At 61.9% G+C, this 16,488-nt stretch carries 14 protein-coding genes; 6 read left to right on the top strand and 8 right to left on the bottom strand.

Annotation, left to right across the window (positions count from 1 at the left end; all coding sequences use genetic code 11):
* Positions 1 to 429: 429 nt before the first annotated feature.
* The 4 genes from ACW9I6_RS08940 to ACW9I6_RS08955 form a co-directional block, all read right to left on the bottom strand.
* The gene (locus ACW9I6_RS08940; protein WP_008430152.1) at positions 430 to 1,497 is read right to left on the bottom strand and encodes an ABC transporter ATP-binding protein; all 1,068 of its coding nucleotides are present in this window, start codon (positions 1,495 to 1,497) and stop codon (positions 430 to 432) included.
* A 5-nt stretch (positions 1,498 to 1,502) separates the two neighbouring features.
* The gene (locus ACW9I6_RS08945) at positions 1,503 to 2,294 is read right to left on the bottom strand and encodes an ABC transporter permease (protein WP_008430153.1); all 792 of its coding nucleotides are present in this window, start codon (positions 2,292 to 2,294) and stop codon (positions 1,503 to 1,505) included.
* A gap of 28 nt (positions 2,295 to 2,322) precedes the next feature.
* Complete coding sequence (locus tag ACW9I6_RS08950) at positions 2,323 to 3,258, bottom strand: ABC transporter permease (RefSeq protein WP_214498575.1); 936 nt, start codon at positions 3,256 to 3,258, stop codon at positions 2,323 to 2,325.
* A 109-nt stretch (positions 3,259 to 3,367) separates the two neighbouring features.
* On the bottom strand, positions 3,368 to 4,528 hold the full coding sequence (locus ACW9I6_RS08955; protein WP_008430158.1) for an ABC transporter substrate-binding protein: 1,161 nt from the start codon (positions 4,526 to 4,528) through the stop codon (positions 3,368 to 3,370).
* Positions 4,529 to 5,289: 761 nt separating this feature from the next.
* Between ACW9I6_RS08955 and ACW9I6_RS08960 the strand changes: the two genes are divergently transcribed.
* A complete protein-coding gene (locus ACW9I6_RS08960; protein ID WP_457339196.1) occupies positions 5,290 to 6,381 on the top strand; it encodes a thiamine pyrophosphate-dependent enzyme in 1,092 nt (363 codons plus the stop codon).
* On the opposite strand, the gene ACW9I6_RS08965 is transcribed toward ACW9I6_RS08960, so the two are convergent.
* Positions 6,372 to 7,238 carry a helix-turn-helix transcriptional regulator gene (locus ACW9I6_RS08965; protein WP_032899479.1) on the bottom strand — a complete coding sequence of 289 codons (867 nt, stop codon included), beginning with the start codon at positions 7,236 to 7,238 and terminating at the stop codon, positions 6,372 to 6,374. The genes ACW9I6_RS08960 and ACW9I6_RS08965 overlap by 10 nt on opposite strands.
* 439 nt (positions 7,239 to 7,677) lie before the next feature.
* Here ACW9I6_RS08965 and ACW9I6_RS08970 point away from each other — a divergent pair, with 439 nt between their 5' ends.
* From ACW9I6_RS08970 to ACW9I6_RS08990, 5 genes are all read left to right on the top strand, one after another.
* On the top strand, positions 7,678 to 8,844 hold the full coding sequence (locus ACW9I6_RS08970) for a Gfo/Idh/MocA family protein (RefSeq protein ID WP_177040046.1): 1,167 nt from the start codon (positions 7,678 to 7,680) through the stop codon (positions 8,842 to 8,844).
* A 64-nt stretch (positions 8,845 to 8,908) separates the two neighbouring features.
* Positions 8,909 to 9,940, top strand: coding sequence for a glycoside hydrolase family 3 N-terminal domain-containing protein (locus tag ACW9I6_RS08975; RefSeq protein WP_457339197.1), 1,032 nt, complete (start codon positions 8,909 to 8,911; stop codon positions 9,938 to 9,940).
* The gene (locus ACW9I6_RS08980) at positions 9,927 to 10,967 is read left to right on the top strand and encodes a glycoside hydrolase family 3 N-terminal domain-containing protein (RefSeq protein WP_457339198.1); all 1,041 of its coding nucleotides are present in this window, start codon (positions 9,927 to 9,929) and stop codon (positions 10,965 to 10,967) included. Before ACW9I6_RS08975 ends, ACW9I6_RS08980 begins: the two co-directional genes overlap by 14 nt.
* On the top strand, positions 10,951 to 11,832 hold the full coding sequence (locus ACW9I6_RS08985) for a sugar phosphate isomerase/epimerase family protein (RefSeq protein ID WP_177035691.1): 882 nt from the start codon (positions 10,951 to 10,953) through the stop codon (positions 11,830 to 11,832). The genes ACW9I6_RS08980 and ACW9I6_RS08985 overlap by 17 nt, the downstream gene beginning before the upstream one ends.
* A gap of 49 nt (positions 11,833 to 11,881) precedes the next feature.
* Positions 11,882 to 13,468: a GMC family oxidoreductase gene (locus ACW9I6_RS08990; RefSeq protein WP_457339199.1), complete on the top strand. Its 1,587-nt coding sequence runs from the start codon at positions 11,882 to 11,884 to the stop codon at positions 13,466 to 13,468.
* A 41-nt stretch (positions 13,469 to 13,509) separates the two neighbouring features.
* Here the strand turns inward: ACW9I6_RS08990 and ACW9I6_RS08995 are convergent, their stop codons facing one another.
* The 3 genes from ACW9I6_RS08995 to xylG form a co-directional block, all read right to left on the bottom strand.
* On the bottom strand, positions 13,510 to 13,689 hold the full coding sequence (locus ACW9I6_RS08995; RefSeq protein WP_102605574.1) for a hypothetical protein: 180 nt from the start codon (positions 13,687 to 13,689) through the stop codon (positions 13,510 to 13,512).
* 91 nt (positions 13,690 to 13,780) lie between these two features.
* Entirely contained in the window at positions 13,781 to 14,917 is a 1,137-nt protein-coding gene (locus tag ACW9I6_RS09000) for a sugar ABC transporter permease (protein WP_003219656.1), read from the bottom strand.
* A complete protein-coding gene (gene xylG, locus ACW9I6_RS09005; RefSeq protein ID WP_102369420.1) occupies positions 14,918 to 16,477 on the bottom strand; it encodes a D-xylose ABC transporter ATP-binding protein in 1,560 nt (519 codons plus the stop codon). It lies immediately after the preceding gene.
* Positions 16,478 to 16,488 lie beyond the last annotated feature (11 nt).

A 16,488-nucleotide genomic window follows, 5' to 3' on the forward strand; every position in this document is an offset into this window, starting at 1 on the left:
GCTTTTAACACTCAGGTCGGCTTTCAGGCCGCCGTGCTCTTGCTTTTGATCTTGATCTGACTGCCCCAATAAGCCCGAGGCCGAACGCAGGTATTGCGCAGCGGGTAAACCGGCAGGACGCCGGTTTAGCCGCGCCGGGCCATGGATGGCCCGTCGCGGCGGCCCGCTTCGCGGTGCCGGAGTGAGGGAACGCCGAGCCCTAGCGAGGCGCCGACAGGCGGGGCAGAGCCCTAATGAGATGGTCAGCCCGGCACGGGCCCCCGGTAAATCTAGACTTACCGGAGGGCCCACTTCCCGCTCAATAAAACCGACCATTACTCTCTTCCCCCCGGGCAAAAAAAACGCCAGACCAGCCTCCCGTGAAAGAGCGCATGATCCAGCGTAAAAATGAACCTCGGCTGCTTCAGCCAGGCCCCATGTTCAACCCCTTCAGACCGGAATCACCACAAAGCTTTCCGGTTTGCAGGTCAACGCCACATTCGTACCCGGCGGCAGTGCGTGGCTGCCGGGAGTCGGCAGTTGCTGGCATTTGAGATCAAGCGTGCCACCGGCCACCTCCACGCGGTAGATCACCCGATTACCGATAAACGAAGTGTCCTTGACCTTCCCGGCAAACGCACCGTCGGCCAGTGCGGCGCCCAGAGCCGGCTCAAGGCCGATGGTTTCAGGCCGGATCGACACATTCACCGGCCCTGCACCCACGCCGCTTTTAGCCGTATGGGCATAACGCCCAAACGGCAACTCGACCACGCCACCCAGCCCATACGTGCCGTTGACGATATTGGTATCGCCGAAAAACCTGGCGGCAAACAACGTGCGCGGCGACCAATACATCTCCTGCGGCCCGCCGATCTGCTCGATGCCACCCTTGTTCAGCAATACCACACGGTCCGACAAGATCATCGCTTCGTCCTGGTCGTGAGTCACATACACAAACGTGGTGGAAGTCTCTTCGTGGATGCGCTTGATCTCGTTAAGCATGTGATGGCGAATCTTCAGGTCCAGGGCCGCCAGCGGCTCGTCCAGCAGCAACACCGCCGGGCGATTCACCAGCGCGCGGGCCAGGGCCACACGTTGCGCCTGCCCGCCACTGAGCTCGGAGATCCAGCGGCTCTTGAAGCTTTCCAGTTGCACCAGTTCCAGCGCCTTGTTCACTTCACGCTTGATCTCATCCTTGGGCTTCTTCTTCAAACGCAACCCGAAGGCCACGTTGTCGAACACGTCCAGGTGCGGGAACAGCGCGTACTTCTGGAACACCATATTCACCGGGCGGTGTTCAGGCGCCAGGGCGGTGGAGTCCTTGCCGTCGATCACCACTTTGCCGGTGGTGGGCTCTTCGAAGCCGGCAATGATCCGCATCAGGGTGGTCTTGCCGCAGCCACTGGGGCCGAGCAGGGTCAGGATCTCGTTGCGTTTTACCGTGAGGTCGACTTTGCCCAGGGCAGTGAGGTTGCCGTAGCTCTTGGAAATCCCGGTCAGTTCAATACTGTTGGTCATGGTGATTACTCTGCAGTTTCAGCACGTTCAAGTTCGAGGCGGCGACGACGCAAGGTCATGACCAGGCCGGCAATGGCGATGATGGCGATGGTCACCACCAGCATGAATACCGAGGCGGCATTGATGGTGGGGCTGACGGCGCGGCGCATCATCGAAAGAATCATGAGGGGCAGCGTGGTGTCGCTGCCGGTGACGAACACGGTGATCAGGAATTCATCCATCGACAGCGCCACCGCGAGGATCGCGGCGCCGGCAATGGTTGGCCCGATGATCGGCAGCGTCACCAGCCAGAACGCTTTGAGGGGCGAGGCGCCGAGGTCACGCGCGGCCTCCTCGAACGACAGGTCGAAATACTCCAGCCGTGAGCGCACCGACTCCACGAAGAACGGAAAGGTGAACAGGGTGTGGCCGATGATCACCGTCAGCAGCGAGCGGGGCAGGCCGACCAGTGAGAAGAAAATCACCAGTGCAATCCCCAAAAATAAACCGGGCAAGGCGATGGGGGCGAAGTTCATGAACGCGAACACCGCTTTCACCCGGCCTTTCATGCGCATCAGCGCCAGGGCCGAGAACGTGCCCAGCAGCGTGGTGAGAATCGCCGAACCGGCGGCGACGATCGCACTGTTGGTCAGGGCTGTCATGAAGTCCGAACTGCTGAACAGCGCCTCGTACCAGCGCGTGGAAAAACCCTCGAACGGGAACGACAGCGAGGCGGACGAGTGAAAGCTGAACAGCGCGATAATCGCGATGGGCGCGTAGAGGAACAACATGTAGACGTAAGTGAATAACCGGATCATGGCGAGTTACCTTTTTTATGAGCGGCAGTCAGTCGTGGTAACGCTTGCCGGGTGCCAGGTTGGCTGCGCGCAACACCCCCAGCAGCAACGCGTACACCAGCATGAACACGATCAACAGCAGATAAGCCATCGCCGCACCGAGTGGCCAGTTACCTACCGAGCGGAACTGGTTGGCGATCACCAGCCCGGTGGTCATCGCATCCCGGCCGCCCAGCAGTTGCGGGGTGACGTAGTCGCTGGCGGCCAGCACGAAGGTGAACATGAAGGAGCTGACGATGCTCTTGTGGGCCATCGGCATGATCACCCGCCACAGAATGGTGACACCGCCGGCGCCCAGGTCCGCAGCGGCCTCCAGGTAGTCCTTCTTGATGTCCCGCAGGCCCGACACCAGCAGCAACAGAGTGAAAGGCAGCATGATGTGCACCAGGGTCAGCACCACGGCGAACTTGCTGAACACCAGCCACTCCAGCGGCTGGTCGATCAGGCCGAAGTGCAGCAGGGTGGAGTTGATCACGCCGTTGGTGCCCAGGATCGAGCGCCATGCGTAGACCCGTACCAGGTAACTGGAAAACCACGACACCAACGCCAGGTACAACACGGCGTTGGAGTGTGTGCGGTACACGATGTAATAGGCCACCGGCGCACTGATCACGGTGGAGAGCAGGGCGGTCCAGAAGCCGTTTTGCAGGGCGATCCACAGCGAGTCATAAAACCCGCTGGCGCTCAGGGCCTTGGCATAGTTGGTCAGGGTGGCGGCGGGCTCCATGCTGAAGGTCTTGGCGGTCCAGAAACTGGCAATCAGCAACAGTGCCGACGGAACCAGAAAGAACACCACCAGAAACAGCAACGGCGGCGACGCCAGCCAATACCCGCTGAGGGTTCTCTTATCCATCTTCACGTGTTTACCGACCCTTGAATCGCCGTCGTCCAGGGGCATGGACTCGGTGTTGTTGACTACGGTCATGATGAGGTTGCCTTTGCGTTTTTATTCGAGAGTCAGGGCGCGTTGACCCGTGGGGCGCGTGTTGATGAACACCCACCCCACGGTTGCCAGCGCCGGCGTGCCAAGCGCTCTAGAACGAGCCTTTGAAGTTCGCCCACTGATCGATCCATTCCGCATAGGTCACATACTTTTCGGAGCTCAGGGGCGGTTGGCCATAGAGTTTGGATTTCTCGAAGAAGCTGTCGAGGTTCGCGTAGTCAAAGGTGTTTCTCAGGTCCTCCGGCAGCAGCGGCACGGCCTTGGGGTTGACCACGCCGGAGAACATCGTGGTTGCCATCTTGGCCTGGGTATCGGGCTCCAGGGTCTTGTTGATGAACTCCAGGGCCAGGGGAATATCCTTGGCGGTTTTCGGGATGAACAACGCATCGCACCACAGCGCTGCGCCTTCGCTGGGCACCGACAGGGCAGTGGTCACGCCACGCTTGATGGTTTCGCTCGGGGTGTTGGCGGAGGCCGAGAACACCGCGTCCACTTCACCCGATACCAGCAGCGATACCGCGTCACCCGACGAAGCCGCGAACACGCGGCATTGATCACGGTACGGCTTGAGTTTTTCAAAGGCGTCGTTGAACTCGGCGCGGGTCAGGTTGGGGTACTTGTCGCCGTAGCCGGCGATGGTCGCGATCAGCGACCAGTTCGAGGTGCCGTCATCGACAAAGGTCAACTTGCCCTTGAGCTTGGGGTCCAGCAGGTCGGTGTATTGGGTGGGCTTTTTGACGTTCTTGGGGTTGTAGATGATGGTGTTCATCCCCCACAGCAACGGGATGCCCCATTGCTTGCCGTCCCAGTACCAACGGCTGCCCTTGTAGAACAGCGCGAGGGTATTGTCGGCGGAATAGTTGGGGATCTTCGTGGTGTCGATGGCCTTGAGCAGGCCCATTTCCTGATAGATCTTTTCGTAGCCCAGGGCGTACATGGTCAGGTCGAGCTGCACTGGATCGGAGCCGGCCAGCCGGGCGGTGATGTCGTCCTGGTTGCTGGCATAACTGGAGCGCACGGTAACGTTGCGTTGCTTGCGCCAGTCGGCGAGTTCGGCGTCGCCGGTTTCGCCTTCCCAGCCGAGGATTTCCAGGTGCCCGGTGGTGGCGGCAAATGCGCTGGGCACGAACGAGCCGAGGTACAAGCCTGCGGCAGAGGCGGCAGCGCCCAGCAGGAACGAGCGTCGTTTCAAGCTGAGGGAATTGAAGTCAATGCCGGTCAAACCATAACCCGTCTCTATTTCTTTTTTCATTTCGAGTTCCTGCCTGGGTGGTGGGTGCAAATGTTGAGCGACTTGCAAGGCATGGGCCTGGTGTCGATGCCAGGTGCGTCCTTTTGTATGCAGTCAGTTGGATCGGCAGTGTTATGGCCAGCATTGATTCCATGCTGCTGGGGAGGGTGGTAAGGCCTCCACTGTTCCGATTGACTCTTCCTTGGCGGGGCGACGCACGCTTATTCCGGGCTGCAGGGTGTTGCGGGCCTGAAGCGGTGCGCCCAGCGCTTGATAGGCTCGGCTTGTTGTTTTCATGGGTTGAGTATTGAGCGGGGAGGCGGGGGGCTCAATTTCGCAGGGGGGTTAAAAGCGACGCACTCTGACGCATTGGAGTGACCTAAGCGGCGCAAGTGGGGGCCCAGGGGTTTCTGGGGGGGGATCCGTAGCAAGAGCACGGCGGCCTGAAAGCCGACCTGCAGGTTAGAAACCAGAGCAGAAGCAGAGCGGCTTTTCTGTAGGCGCTGGCTTGCCTGCGATGCAGACAACTCGGTACATCAGACACACCTGGGCGATGCCATCGCTGGCAAGTCAGCTCCCACATTTGACCGTGCCCGCTTTAGCTTTTGATTTGGCTTCTAACACTCAAGCCGGCCTGCAGGCCACTGTGCTGTAGTGAGCCCCAATATCTGCGTCAATCTGCGTCTCTTTTACCCAAGGTGCGAAATTGAGTCCACCCCGCACCAAGCGAATACTCCAAGCCTGATCCCGGCCCAGACGCCGCGCATTCGCTGGAGTATCGAGTGAAATTCACAGGTGGCCAAATCATCGCCAAGGCACTCAAGGCCAACAGTGTCGACTACGTAGCCGGGCCCCCAGGCGATGGCGCCCGGGCCCTGGTGGAAGCGCTGCTGACCCCGGGCACCGACATCCCCTTCATCCACGTCATCCAGGCCCACAGCGCCGTGCACCTCGCCGACGGCTACTACCGTGCGTGCGGTCGCCCCATGGCAGTCGTACTCACGGGCCCCCTGGGCATCCCCTCAGCCCTGGGAGCCCTGGCCACCGCGCACCAGGACGCCTGCGCGCTGCTGGTCATCAGCAACGCCCAGCCCGAAACGATAGCCGCCAACGTCATGAAAGATCACGCGACGGTTTCGACACTACAACAGCTACCCCAAGCCCTGCGCCAAGCCTTCGACACCATGCTGAGCGCCCATCCCGGCCCCGTCAGCCTGTCCATTGACGACGCCCTCCAAGGCGCCTCCACCAACGCCAGCCTGCCACCCGCTACCCTGCGTGCAGAACCCCAACCCACCCCGCGAAAAATCAGCGTACTGCGCGAAGGCCGCGCCTCACCCTCCGTGCTGGAAAACGACGCCATCCTCGTCTTCGGTAGCGGCCCCACCCAGCCCATGGCCCGCAAGATGTTCCCGGTGCATTACCCCGGCAGGCACTTGTGCGCCGGCAACCCCGCCACCCTCGGCTGGGCCGTCCCGGCGGCGATCGGCGCCAAGCTCGCCATGCCCGCCCGCCAGGTGGTCTGTGCCGTGGGCAGCCGGGATTTCCTGCAGTCGATGCAAGAGATGGCCGTGTGCGTGATGCACAGCATTCCGGTGGTATTCCTGGTCTTCAACAGCAGCGGTGACGAAGCCCTGGGCGACGTACAGACGTCGCCCATCGAGCAACACCGGGCCGGTGAATTCAACCTGCCGGATGGCAAACCCTATGCCCCGGACTTCGCCGGCATCGCCCGAAACTTCGGCCTTGAAGCCTGGCGCGTGGAACACGCGTCACAACTCAACGCGACCCTCGTCAAAGCCCTCAACAGCAAGGGCCCGTCGCTGGTTGAAATGATGACGGCACGCCAGCCCCTGCAGGTCCCTCAGTCCTGACCGCCCCAGACAATGGTGGCGTTGTCGCCGGTCATGTATTCACGTACGTCCAGCGGGATCGACTGGTCGCTGGGCAACAGCACCGTTGCATTGCGCAAGTGGTGCTTGCGGATCTTGCCCTTGTCCACCAGTCCCAGCGCCATGCGCGTGGAGAAGGGTTGGCGGAACGAGGACGACGCCACACCCGTCACCAACCCATAGAGAAAACGGATCGGCCGACGATGCTGCGGCGTCAGGATCGAGAACGTCATTTCGTTACGTTGCTTGCCTTCGAAATCCACCATGAACAGGCGATCGCCCAGCAGCAGGCAGAACCCGTGGTAGGTGAATGAATACCCGATCTTGCCGCTGCCATCGCGCAGCGGAAAGCGCTCGACGGTGACGTACTGCACCATCGAGTCGGCGCGGTACAGGCAGGTGACCGAACGCAGGATCCGGCCCTTGTAGATCGATGAATTGTGGTAGCGGTAATACACCCCCAGATAGTCTTCGAGCACGTCAGCCGACTGCTTGGCCAGCGGCAGGAAATGATTGAACTGCTCCGAAGCCCGCAAGCCGGTCGGCAGTTCGTTTTCATAGCCTTCATAGAACTTCTTGAACTCGGCGGGCGGGCGGAAGAGGTCTTCGGCTTCCATCATGAAATAGCGGCCGATCTTTTGCAGAATCTTCTGCGACGGCACGTGCTGGCCCACCAGGTACTTGTTGAACTGCTGGCGGTTCACATCAACTTTGCGGCACATGTCGGCCACCGACCGGCAGGACTCCACCAGCGTGCTCAGGTTCTTTTGCACATTGGCCTGCAAGTCGCTGCGCGCCTGCTGTCGCTCGGGGTGGGAGGTGGCGGCGGCTAATGACAGGGGCGATGAGTCCGGGCGGCTGGGCATTATTATCTCGATGTACTTGGCTGGGTTAAGGCGCCAGTTATTAAAGTTATAGCGCGGTTATCGAATAACCTTGGGCATAACCGTAATAACCGTTTAAGCGTTTGAAACTTCCGATCATTACCAAAGCATCTTTCATGCCGTTTGTTTAAGTTCAAACATGAAGTTTGAGCATAACTGAATGCGTCAGATTGTAAGCGCTTTTACTGAAGGTTCGGCGCCAGTGCGTTGTGGTTTTCACGGGTCAATCGTGACGGTGGCGGTCCGCCCAGTAACACATTCGATAGCGACGGGTAACACCCCGTGCTGCGCAGGAGTGCTTCAGTCCGCGTCAGGTATCGCCAAGGGTGCGAAATGGTGGAAACACCGGTCACCCCTGATACTCGGGCCAATGCTTTTTGCGGAGGATTGGGCGATGGCAAGGTTGACCGGCGACATTCCCGGAAAGAGGCGACTCAAGGTCGGCATGGTCGGCGGCGGGCAGGGCGCTTACTTCGCCAGTTACCACCGCGCCGCGATGCGCCTGTGTAATCGCTTCGATATCGTCGCCGGCGCATTCTCTGCCGACGCAGATAAATGCCGCGAGGCGGGCGCAGCGCTCACTATTGAACCCGAACGTATCTACTTGTCGTTCGAGGACATGGCGGCCGCCGAGTCTCGCCGCCCCGACCCGATCGAGGCGGTGGTTATCGTGACGCCCAACCACTTGCACTTCGAACCGTGCCGGTTGTTCCTGGAGGCGGGCATCCCGGTGATCTGCGACAAGCCCCTGGTCAACCACCCTGACGAAGCCCGTGAGTTGGCGAGCCTTGCCGAGCGCCATGGGACATTTTTTGCGCTGACCTACACCTACCAGGGCTACCCGATGGTCAGGGACGCCCGCAGTCGCATCCAGGCCGGCGAGCTGGGTGAGCTGCGCTTCCTGTACGTCGAATACCTGCTGGAGTGGCTAGCCCCCGGCGTGTCCGGCTTGAGCAATAGCCTGGCGTGGCGCGGTGACCCGCAAAAGGCCGGCCCCACCGGCGCGCTGGGAGACGTCGGCACCCACGCCTTCAACCTGTTGGAGTTTCTGTCCGGGCAGCGCTGCACCCAGCTCAACGCCAAGTTGACCAGCGTGGTGCCGGGTTGGGGCCTGGACGATACCTGCGTGGTGCAACTGGAATTCGACGGCGGCGTGGATGGATTGTTGTGGGCCAGTTTCGCCGCGCCCGGGCATCGCAACGGCTTGCGCTTCAAGGTCGTCGGCAGCCTGGCTTCGCTCGAATGGTGCCAGGAGTCACCGGAAACCCTGTTGTTCACGCCCACTGACGGTGCAGACCGCATCTATCGGCGAGGCCAGTCCGACAACAGGCCGCAGACGCTGACATTCACCAGCTTGCCGGCGGGCAATACCGAAGGTTATCTGGAAGCGCTGGCCGTGCTGTACGCCGACTTCGCCGAGGCCCTGGACGCCGGGGCGCAATGGCGCACAGCGACCAGCGTCCCGTTGCCGGATATTCACGAAGGCGTGCGCGGGGTGTTGTTGTCCCAGGCCAGCCTCGAATCCCACCAGCAGCGGGCCTGGGTGCCTTTCCCGCGGTAATTGATTTCATGCGTGGCACCGCTGCGCATCCAACGACTCACCCAAACGCTGTTGAGGAAAAACAATGTCAAGCGAACTGCATCGCGCCGCGTATTCGGTACTGCTTCCCGCATTCGGGGATTTGCACCTGGACGACAATGTGCGCCGTTACCTGAGCCGTGGTGGTGTATCCCTGTTGCTCGGGGAAACCCGGGATGAATACGTGGGCCGAGGCATGAGCCCGGCGCGCAAGGCGGCCGAGTCCAAAGCCGATTTCAACAGTATCGTCAAGGAAGCCACGGCGCTGGCGGGCTCTGCGGTGCTGATCGCGGTAGACCAGGAACTCGGCGGAATCGAACGCCTGCACCAACTGGTCCCGGCGGTCGCCACCCGGGCGCAGCTCCAGGACCTCGGCGCCGAGGACCTCGAGCAACGTTGCTTCGAGATGGCCGCCGCGGCCCGCGGGCTGGGTGTGAATCTGTTCCTGGCGCCCATCGTGGACGTGGTCACCGGCGTCAATCCATGGCTGCACAACCGGCACCTGGGCGCGGATCCAGTGGAAGTCAGCCGAGTGTCCTGCGCGTTTATCCGCGGGGTGCAGCGCGCGGGTGTGATCGCCACTGCCAAGCACTTTCCCGGGCACTACGTCACCGAGCACGATCCGGCCATTGCCGAAGCCACCGTGCCGGGGCCGCTGGAATTGCTGCATGACAATCTTGAAGTGTTCAAGCAGGTCATCGCCACCGGCGTAAAAGCCGTCATGCCTGGCCCGGCGGTGTTTCCTGCGATTGATGCGCAGCAGTCGGCGTCCACCTCGTCGAAGGTCATCGGCGTACTGCGTGACACCCTGGGCTTCGAAGGCCTGATCATTTCCGATGACCTGGACGCCGTGTCGATCCTGCGCGGCAACACTATCCCCGATACCGCCGTAGCCTCCCTGGTGGCCGGTGCGCACCTGTTGCTGGTGTCCAGCGAGTCAGGCCTGGACAGCATCGCCGAGGCGATTGTCGCCGCCGTCCACGAAGGCACCCTGGACCGCCAGGTTCTGTTGGACGCCGCTGCCAAGGTTCGTCAACTGGCAATCGCCACCCAGGAAACCAGCCATGAGCGCGAATGACCGCAAGGCCTACGGCGTACTGTTCCCGGTATTGCTGGACGTGCAGATGACGGATGACGTGCGTCGGTTCCTCGGCAATGGCGGGCGCAGCCTGTTGTTTGGCGAGACCGGAGAGGAATACGTCAGCGGAAAAATGAGCGCCAGCCGCCTGCAAACCGAAACCCTGGACATCTGGCAGCGTTTTACCGGCACGGCCACCGAACTGGGTGGGCCGCTGCTGCTGGCAGCCGATGCCGACATCTCCGCCGTGCACCGCTTGCAAGGGGTGACCCCGGCGCTGCCGGAGCCCGATGTGGCCCGGGCGATGGATTGTGCGGCGCTGGAACAGGCGTGCTTCAAGGTCGCCACCGCCGCGCGGGCGACCGGGGTCAACCTGCTGCTGTCGCCGACGGCGGATGTGGTCGGCGGCCGTAATGTGTGGCTGGCGGGGCGCACGCTGTCGGGCGATGTCCACCAGACGGCGGCGATGGTCGGTGCGTATGTGCGCGGCGTGCGGCGGGCCGGGATGGCCAGCACCCTGAAGCACTTCCCCGGGCACCCGGTGCTGTTTCAGCAGCCGTCGACTGAAACGGCGGTGGTCAGCGAGTCCATGCAGCAACTGCGGGCCTTCTGGCCCGGGTTTCAGGCCGGGATCGACGCTGGCGCCGATGCGGTGATGATGGGCCCGGCGATATTCGCCGCATGCACACCGCCCACGGCAGCCTCGGTGTCGCCTGAATTGATCGGCGTGTTGCGCCAGGAGTTGGGCTTCAAGGGGCTGGTCATGACCATCGACCTCGATCACCGCTCAATCATCGGCCAGATGTCCCTCGGCGAGGTCGCAGTGGCCGCGCTGAATGCCGGGGCCGACTTATTATTGATTTCCGCAAAGGCTATGCCCCACGTGCCGCAGATCGCTCGGGCGATTGTCGCCGCCGTCGCCGAGGGCCTCTTGCCCCAAGCGCGGCTGGACGCCGCGGCGTTGGCCGTTGGTGCCTTGGCTGATCGCTGTTCAACCGTAGGAGCGCCATATGGCAACCCAAAATAACGTCCTCGCCCTGCATTCCACCGTTGCGAAACACTCGACCCTGGCGATGGATATCGACATCGCCCGGACGCTGGGTTTTGACGCGCTGGAGATCAACAGCGGCAAGCTGGAGGCGTATCTGCAGGCCGGCTATACCGAGTCAGAGCTTCAAGCACTGCTCAACGACGTGCCTGTCACCGGCATCGGCTACCTGCGGGATATCGAACGTCAGGGTGACGAGCGTGACGACCTGTTCAAAGAAGCCCGGCGGCTATTTGAGCTGGCCAATCTGGTGGGCGCCAAAGGCGTTCAAGTCCTCACCGGTCCGATCAATGTACAGGCGGTGATTGATTTTCAGGCGACCGGCAAGAGCCTGCATTACTCAGGCTTGCTGGGCCTGGATCAAGCCGAACAGTACGCCCGCACGGCAAGCAACCTGGCGGAGTTGGCCGATGTGGCCCGGCAATACGGTCTGCTGCTCTACCTCGAAGCCTTGTCCTGGACGCCACTCAACACCCTGGATCACCAACTGCAGCTGATTGAACGCACCGGGCGCAGCAACGTGAAGATGGTGATCGACTATTGGCATTGCTTTACCAGCGGCGTGACCCCTGCGGACGTCGCCCGGCTCGACAAGGACGTGATCTACGGCGTGCATGTCTGCGACTCACTGGCCTTCGAAGGCGGTATCCCGAATGAGGAAGTGCTGCGCGATGTGCCCACCGGCAGCGGCGTGCTCGACCTGGTCGAGTGGACCGCCGCGGTAAAGGCCACCGGTTACGCCGGGTGGTGGAGTTGTGAGTTGTTCTGCAAAAAACAGCAGCAGCAAAACAGCTACGCCGTCGCCCAACAATTGAAGACGCTGTTAACCGGCCTGGTCGGTTGATAACGCGCGTTTCGACACTGGCTGAATACTAAAAAGATCTGAGGTTGTCATGGTGGATTTCATCGTAATCGGGGGCGGCTCCACGGGCTGCACAGTCGCATCGCGCCTGAGTGAGGATGCGGGAGCGTCGGTGGTGCTGTTCGAGGAAGGCCCGCGGGATCGCAGCCCTTACATCCATATTCCCGGCGCCTACTACAAGACCGCCCAGGGCCCGCTGCTCAAGCGTTATGCGTGGGAGCCGACCGAGGACCAGCACCGCAGCGAAACGCCGACCATGGTCCAGGCCAGCGTGCTCGGGGGCGGCAGCTCGGTGAATGCGATGATTTATATCCGTGGCGTGCCCGCCGACTACGACGGATGGGCCGAACAGGGCGCCGCCGGGTGGTCGTATAAAGACGTGTTGCCGTACTTCAAAAAGGCCGAGGACAACGAGCGGTTCTGCAACGAGGTACACGGTGTCGGCGGGCCGTTGGGGGTGTCGGACCCGATCAATATCCACCCCTTGACCAAAGTCTGGCTGCGGGCCTGCCAGCAGTTTGGATTGCCCTATAACGAAGACTTCAACTCGGGCCAGCCCGAGGGCTGCGGGCTGTACCAGATCACCGCCAAAAACGGCTTTCGCAGCAGTGCCGCCGTGGCCTACCTGGCGCCGGCCAAGTCGCGCAAGAACCTGACGGTGAAGACCGGCTGCCGGGTGCTGCGTATCCTGATGCAGGGCAACAAGGCCGTCGGCATCGAATACCTGGAGAAGGGCGTGCGCCAGGTGATGCACGCCGACAAGGAAATCATCCTGTCCTGCGGCGCCATCAACTCACCCCGGTTGCTGATGTTGTCGGGGATCGGGCCCGCTGAGCAACTGGAAAAACACGGGATCAAAGTGGTTCAGGATTTGCCCGGTGTGGGGCAGAACCTGCAGGACCATATCGAAATTTCACTGGTGTATGAGCTGACCGGCCCCCACAGCTACGACAAGTACAAAAAACCGTGGTGGAAGCTTATGGCGGGGTTGCAGTACGCGTTGTTCCGGCAAGGCCCGGCGGCGTCCAACCTGATTGAAGGCGGGGCGTTCTGGTGGGGCGACAAGACGGCGGTGCACCCGGATATCCAGTATTTCATGGTGGTGGGCGCGGGCATCGAAGAGGGTGTGGATTCGGTGCCCGGCGGCAATGGCTGCACGTTGAACCTGGGGCAGATACGGCCAAGGTCCAGGGGCTATGTGGAGCTTTACTCCGCCGACCCGATGTCCCCGCCGCGCATCGTGCCCAACTACTTTTCCGATCCGTACGACATTGAAAGCCTGGTGGACGGTTGCCTGGTGGGCGAACAGATCATGGCCCAGGCGGCCTTCAAACCCTACGTGGCTCGTCGGCATGTGCCGGAACCCACCGTGCGCTCGCGCGAAGCGATGAAGCAGTTCTGTCACGAGGAAGCCCACGCCGCACTGCATCCATCCGGCACCTGTCGCATGGGTGTGGATGAGCGGGCAGTGGTGGGGCCGGACCTCAAGGTGCATGGCATCGAAGGGCTGCGGGTGGCCGATGCGTCGATCATGCCGACCCTGATTTCAGGCAACCCCAACTCGGTGTGCATCATGATCGGCGAAAAAGTTGCCGACATGATCCGGACCGCCCGATAGGGTTGCCCGGGCGGTAACACCGGCCTCTTTTTGGGGCAGGCTCAGGCGCCGATCAACCACAGCGCGAAACAGCTGCCGAGGGCCAGCAGCCCAAGGGCGATGCCAAGCTTTGCCTGCAGTTCAAGGGGCATTGCCCTTGGGGCCGGATGTTTGTCCATGGAATCAACGGACTGTACGCGGCCGTTGATCATCTGAGCGGTTGCAAAGAACAAACTGTGCATGGCATGTGCCTCGTGGGTCGTTTCTGCTCAAGTCGAGGCCGATATCGGCCGCCTGCTGGTCAAGAGCAAGCTCCATGCCATTGCCCAAATCTCAACGGCGCCCCGTCCGTGTACTCACATCCACCCACACCGCCAGCACCAGGATGCTGCCCTTGACGATCATCTGCCAGTAGCTGTCCACGTCGAGCATCGACATGCCGTTGTCCAGGCTGCTGATCACCAGTGCGCCGAGCAGGGCGCCGTACACGGTGCCCGAACCGCCGCGCATTGAAGTACCGCCGATAAAGCACGCCGCGATAGCGTCCAGTTCGCCCATGTTGCCCGCCGAAGGTGAACCCGCCGCCAGGCGCGCGGTGTTGACCAGCCCGGCAAGGGCGCACATCACGCCCATGATCCCGAAGATCCACAGTTTGACCGCCTGCACGTTGATCCCCGACAGGCGCGTGGCTTCCATGTTGCTGCCCACCGAGTAGATGCGCCGGCCAAAGACGGTCTGGCTGGTGACGTAACTGAACACCCCCAGCAGCACCAGCAGAAGCAGCACCGGCACGGGAATCCCGTCGTAGCTGTTGAGGGTGTAGACGAAGCCGGCCAGCACGAAACCGATCAACACCACGCGCACGCTGTCGCGCAGCATCGACGGCAGCGCCAAGCCGTGCAGGGCGCGGTTGTGGCGTTGGCGCCAGGTCAGGAATATCGCCAGCCCGAACAGCAGCACGCCGAGAATCACCCCGACCACCGTCGGCAGGTAACCCTGGCCGATGTACACCAGTTGTGGCGAAACCGGTGCAATCGTGGTGCCGCCGGTAATGCCCAGCAGCACCCCGCGAAACGCGAGCATGCCGCCCAGGCCGACGATGAAGGAGGGGATGCGCAGGTACGCGGTCATGTAGCCGTTGCCCAGGCCAATCAGCAAGCCACAGAGGGCGACGATGGCCAGGTTCAGCGGCAGGGGAATGTGATAAACCACATCCAGGATCGCCGCGACGCCGCCGAGCAAACCGAGCATCGAGCCCACCGACAGGTCGATCTCGCCGCTGATGATCACCAGCACCATGCCGCAGGCCAGGATGCCGGTAATGGACATCTGCCGCAGCAGGTTCGACAGGTTGCGCGGGGTCAGGAAACCGCCTTCGGTCTGCCAGCTGAAAAACACCCAGATCAGCACCACGGCGATCAACAGGGCGAGCATTTTGTAGCGGGTGAAGAGCTGTTTGACCTGGTTCATTTACGCGGACTTCCGATCATTATTATTGTCATGCCCGTTCGGTTGGCTGAGGGCGGCGGCGAGCACCTGTTCCTGGGTCAGGCCCTGGTTGATGAAGTCGCCGCGCAACTGGCCCTCGCCGATCACCAGCACCCGGTCGGAGACCCCCAGCACCTCGGCCAGCTCCGAAGACACCATGATGATCGACACGCCTTCGGCCGCCAGCGCGCCCATCAATTTGTAGATTTCATATTTGGCGCCCACGTCCACGCCACGGGTCGGTTCGTCGAGGATCAGCACCCGGGGTTTGGTCAGGAGCATCTTGGCCAATACGGCCTTCTGCTGGTTGCCGCCGGACAGGCTGGTGATCGGCAGGAACGGGTTCGCCGTCTTCAGGTGCATGCGCTTGATTTCCTGCTCGATGCTGCCCAGTTCCGCCTCGGCATCGATGCGCGTCAGGTGCGAGAAACGGTCCAGCACCGCCAGGGTGATGTTTTGCCCAACGCCCAGGTCCGGGACGATGCCCTGGCGCTTGCGGTCTTCCGGGACCATGCACAGCCCGGCGCGAATCGACTTCAGCGGCGTGCGTGTATCAATCGGTTTGCCATCCAGCCATACCTCGCCTTGGTAGCGCCCGGGGTAGCTGCCGAACAGCGCCGACACCAGTTCCGTGCGGCCGGCGCCCACCAGCCCGGCGATGCCGAGGATTTCGCCACGGCGCAGGCTGAACGAGACATTGTCCACCCGCTTGCGGCTCGGGTTATCGACGTCGTGGCAGGTGATGTTGCGCGCCTCGAACAGCACCTCGCCGACCGCATGGGGTTCGGTGGGGTAGAGGTTGCTCATCTCACGGCCGACCATCTGCGTGATGATGCGCGACACGTCCATCTCGGCCATGGCCGTGGTCGCGATGTGTTTGCCGTCGCGGATCACCGCGATGGTGTCGCAGATGGCCGAGACCTCATCGAGCTTGTGGGAGATGTACACGCAGGCGACGCCCTTGGCCTTGAGCCCACGGATGATGTCCAGCAGCACCTCGATTTCCGAGCGGGTCAGCGCCGAGGAGGGTTCGTCGAGGATCAGCAGGCGCGCCTGCTTGTTCAGGGCCTTGGCGATTTCCACCAGTTGCTGGTAGCCGCCGCCGTATTGCGAAACGGGCAGGGCGACGTTCATGTCCGGCACTTTCAGCTCGCGCATCAGGGCTTCGGCACGGTGCATCATGGCGGGGTAGTTCATGCGCCCGCCGGGCAGTGTCAGCTCGTGGCCCATGAAGATGTTTTCGGCCACCGAGAGGTCGGGTACCAGGGTCAGTTCCTGATGGATGATCACGATGCCGCAGGCTTCGGTTTCGGCGATGGAGTGGGCGCGCAACGGCTGGCCGTCCCAAAGGATTTCGCCGTCCCAGGTGCCATGGGGATACACCGCCGACAGCACTTTCATCAGGGTCGATTTGCCGGCGCCGTTCTCGCCGCACAACCCTACGCATTCCCCGGGTTTTACCTTGATGTCGATGCCATTCAGGGCTTTGACGCCACCGAAGGTCTTGACGATGTTGTTCATTTCCAGCAGGTAGTCGGACATGGCGGGCACTC

It is taken from the genome of Pseudomonas sp. SDO5522_S412 (genome assembly GCF_054071215.1).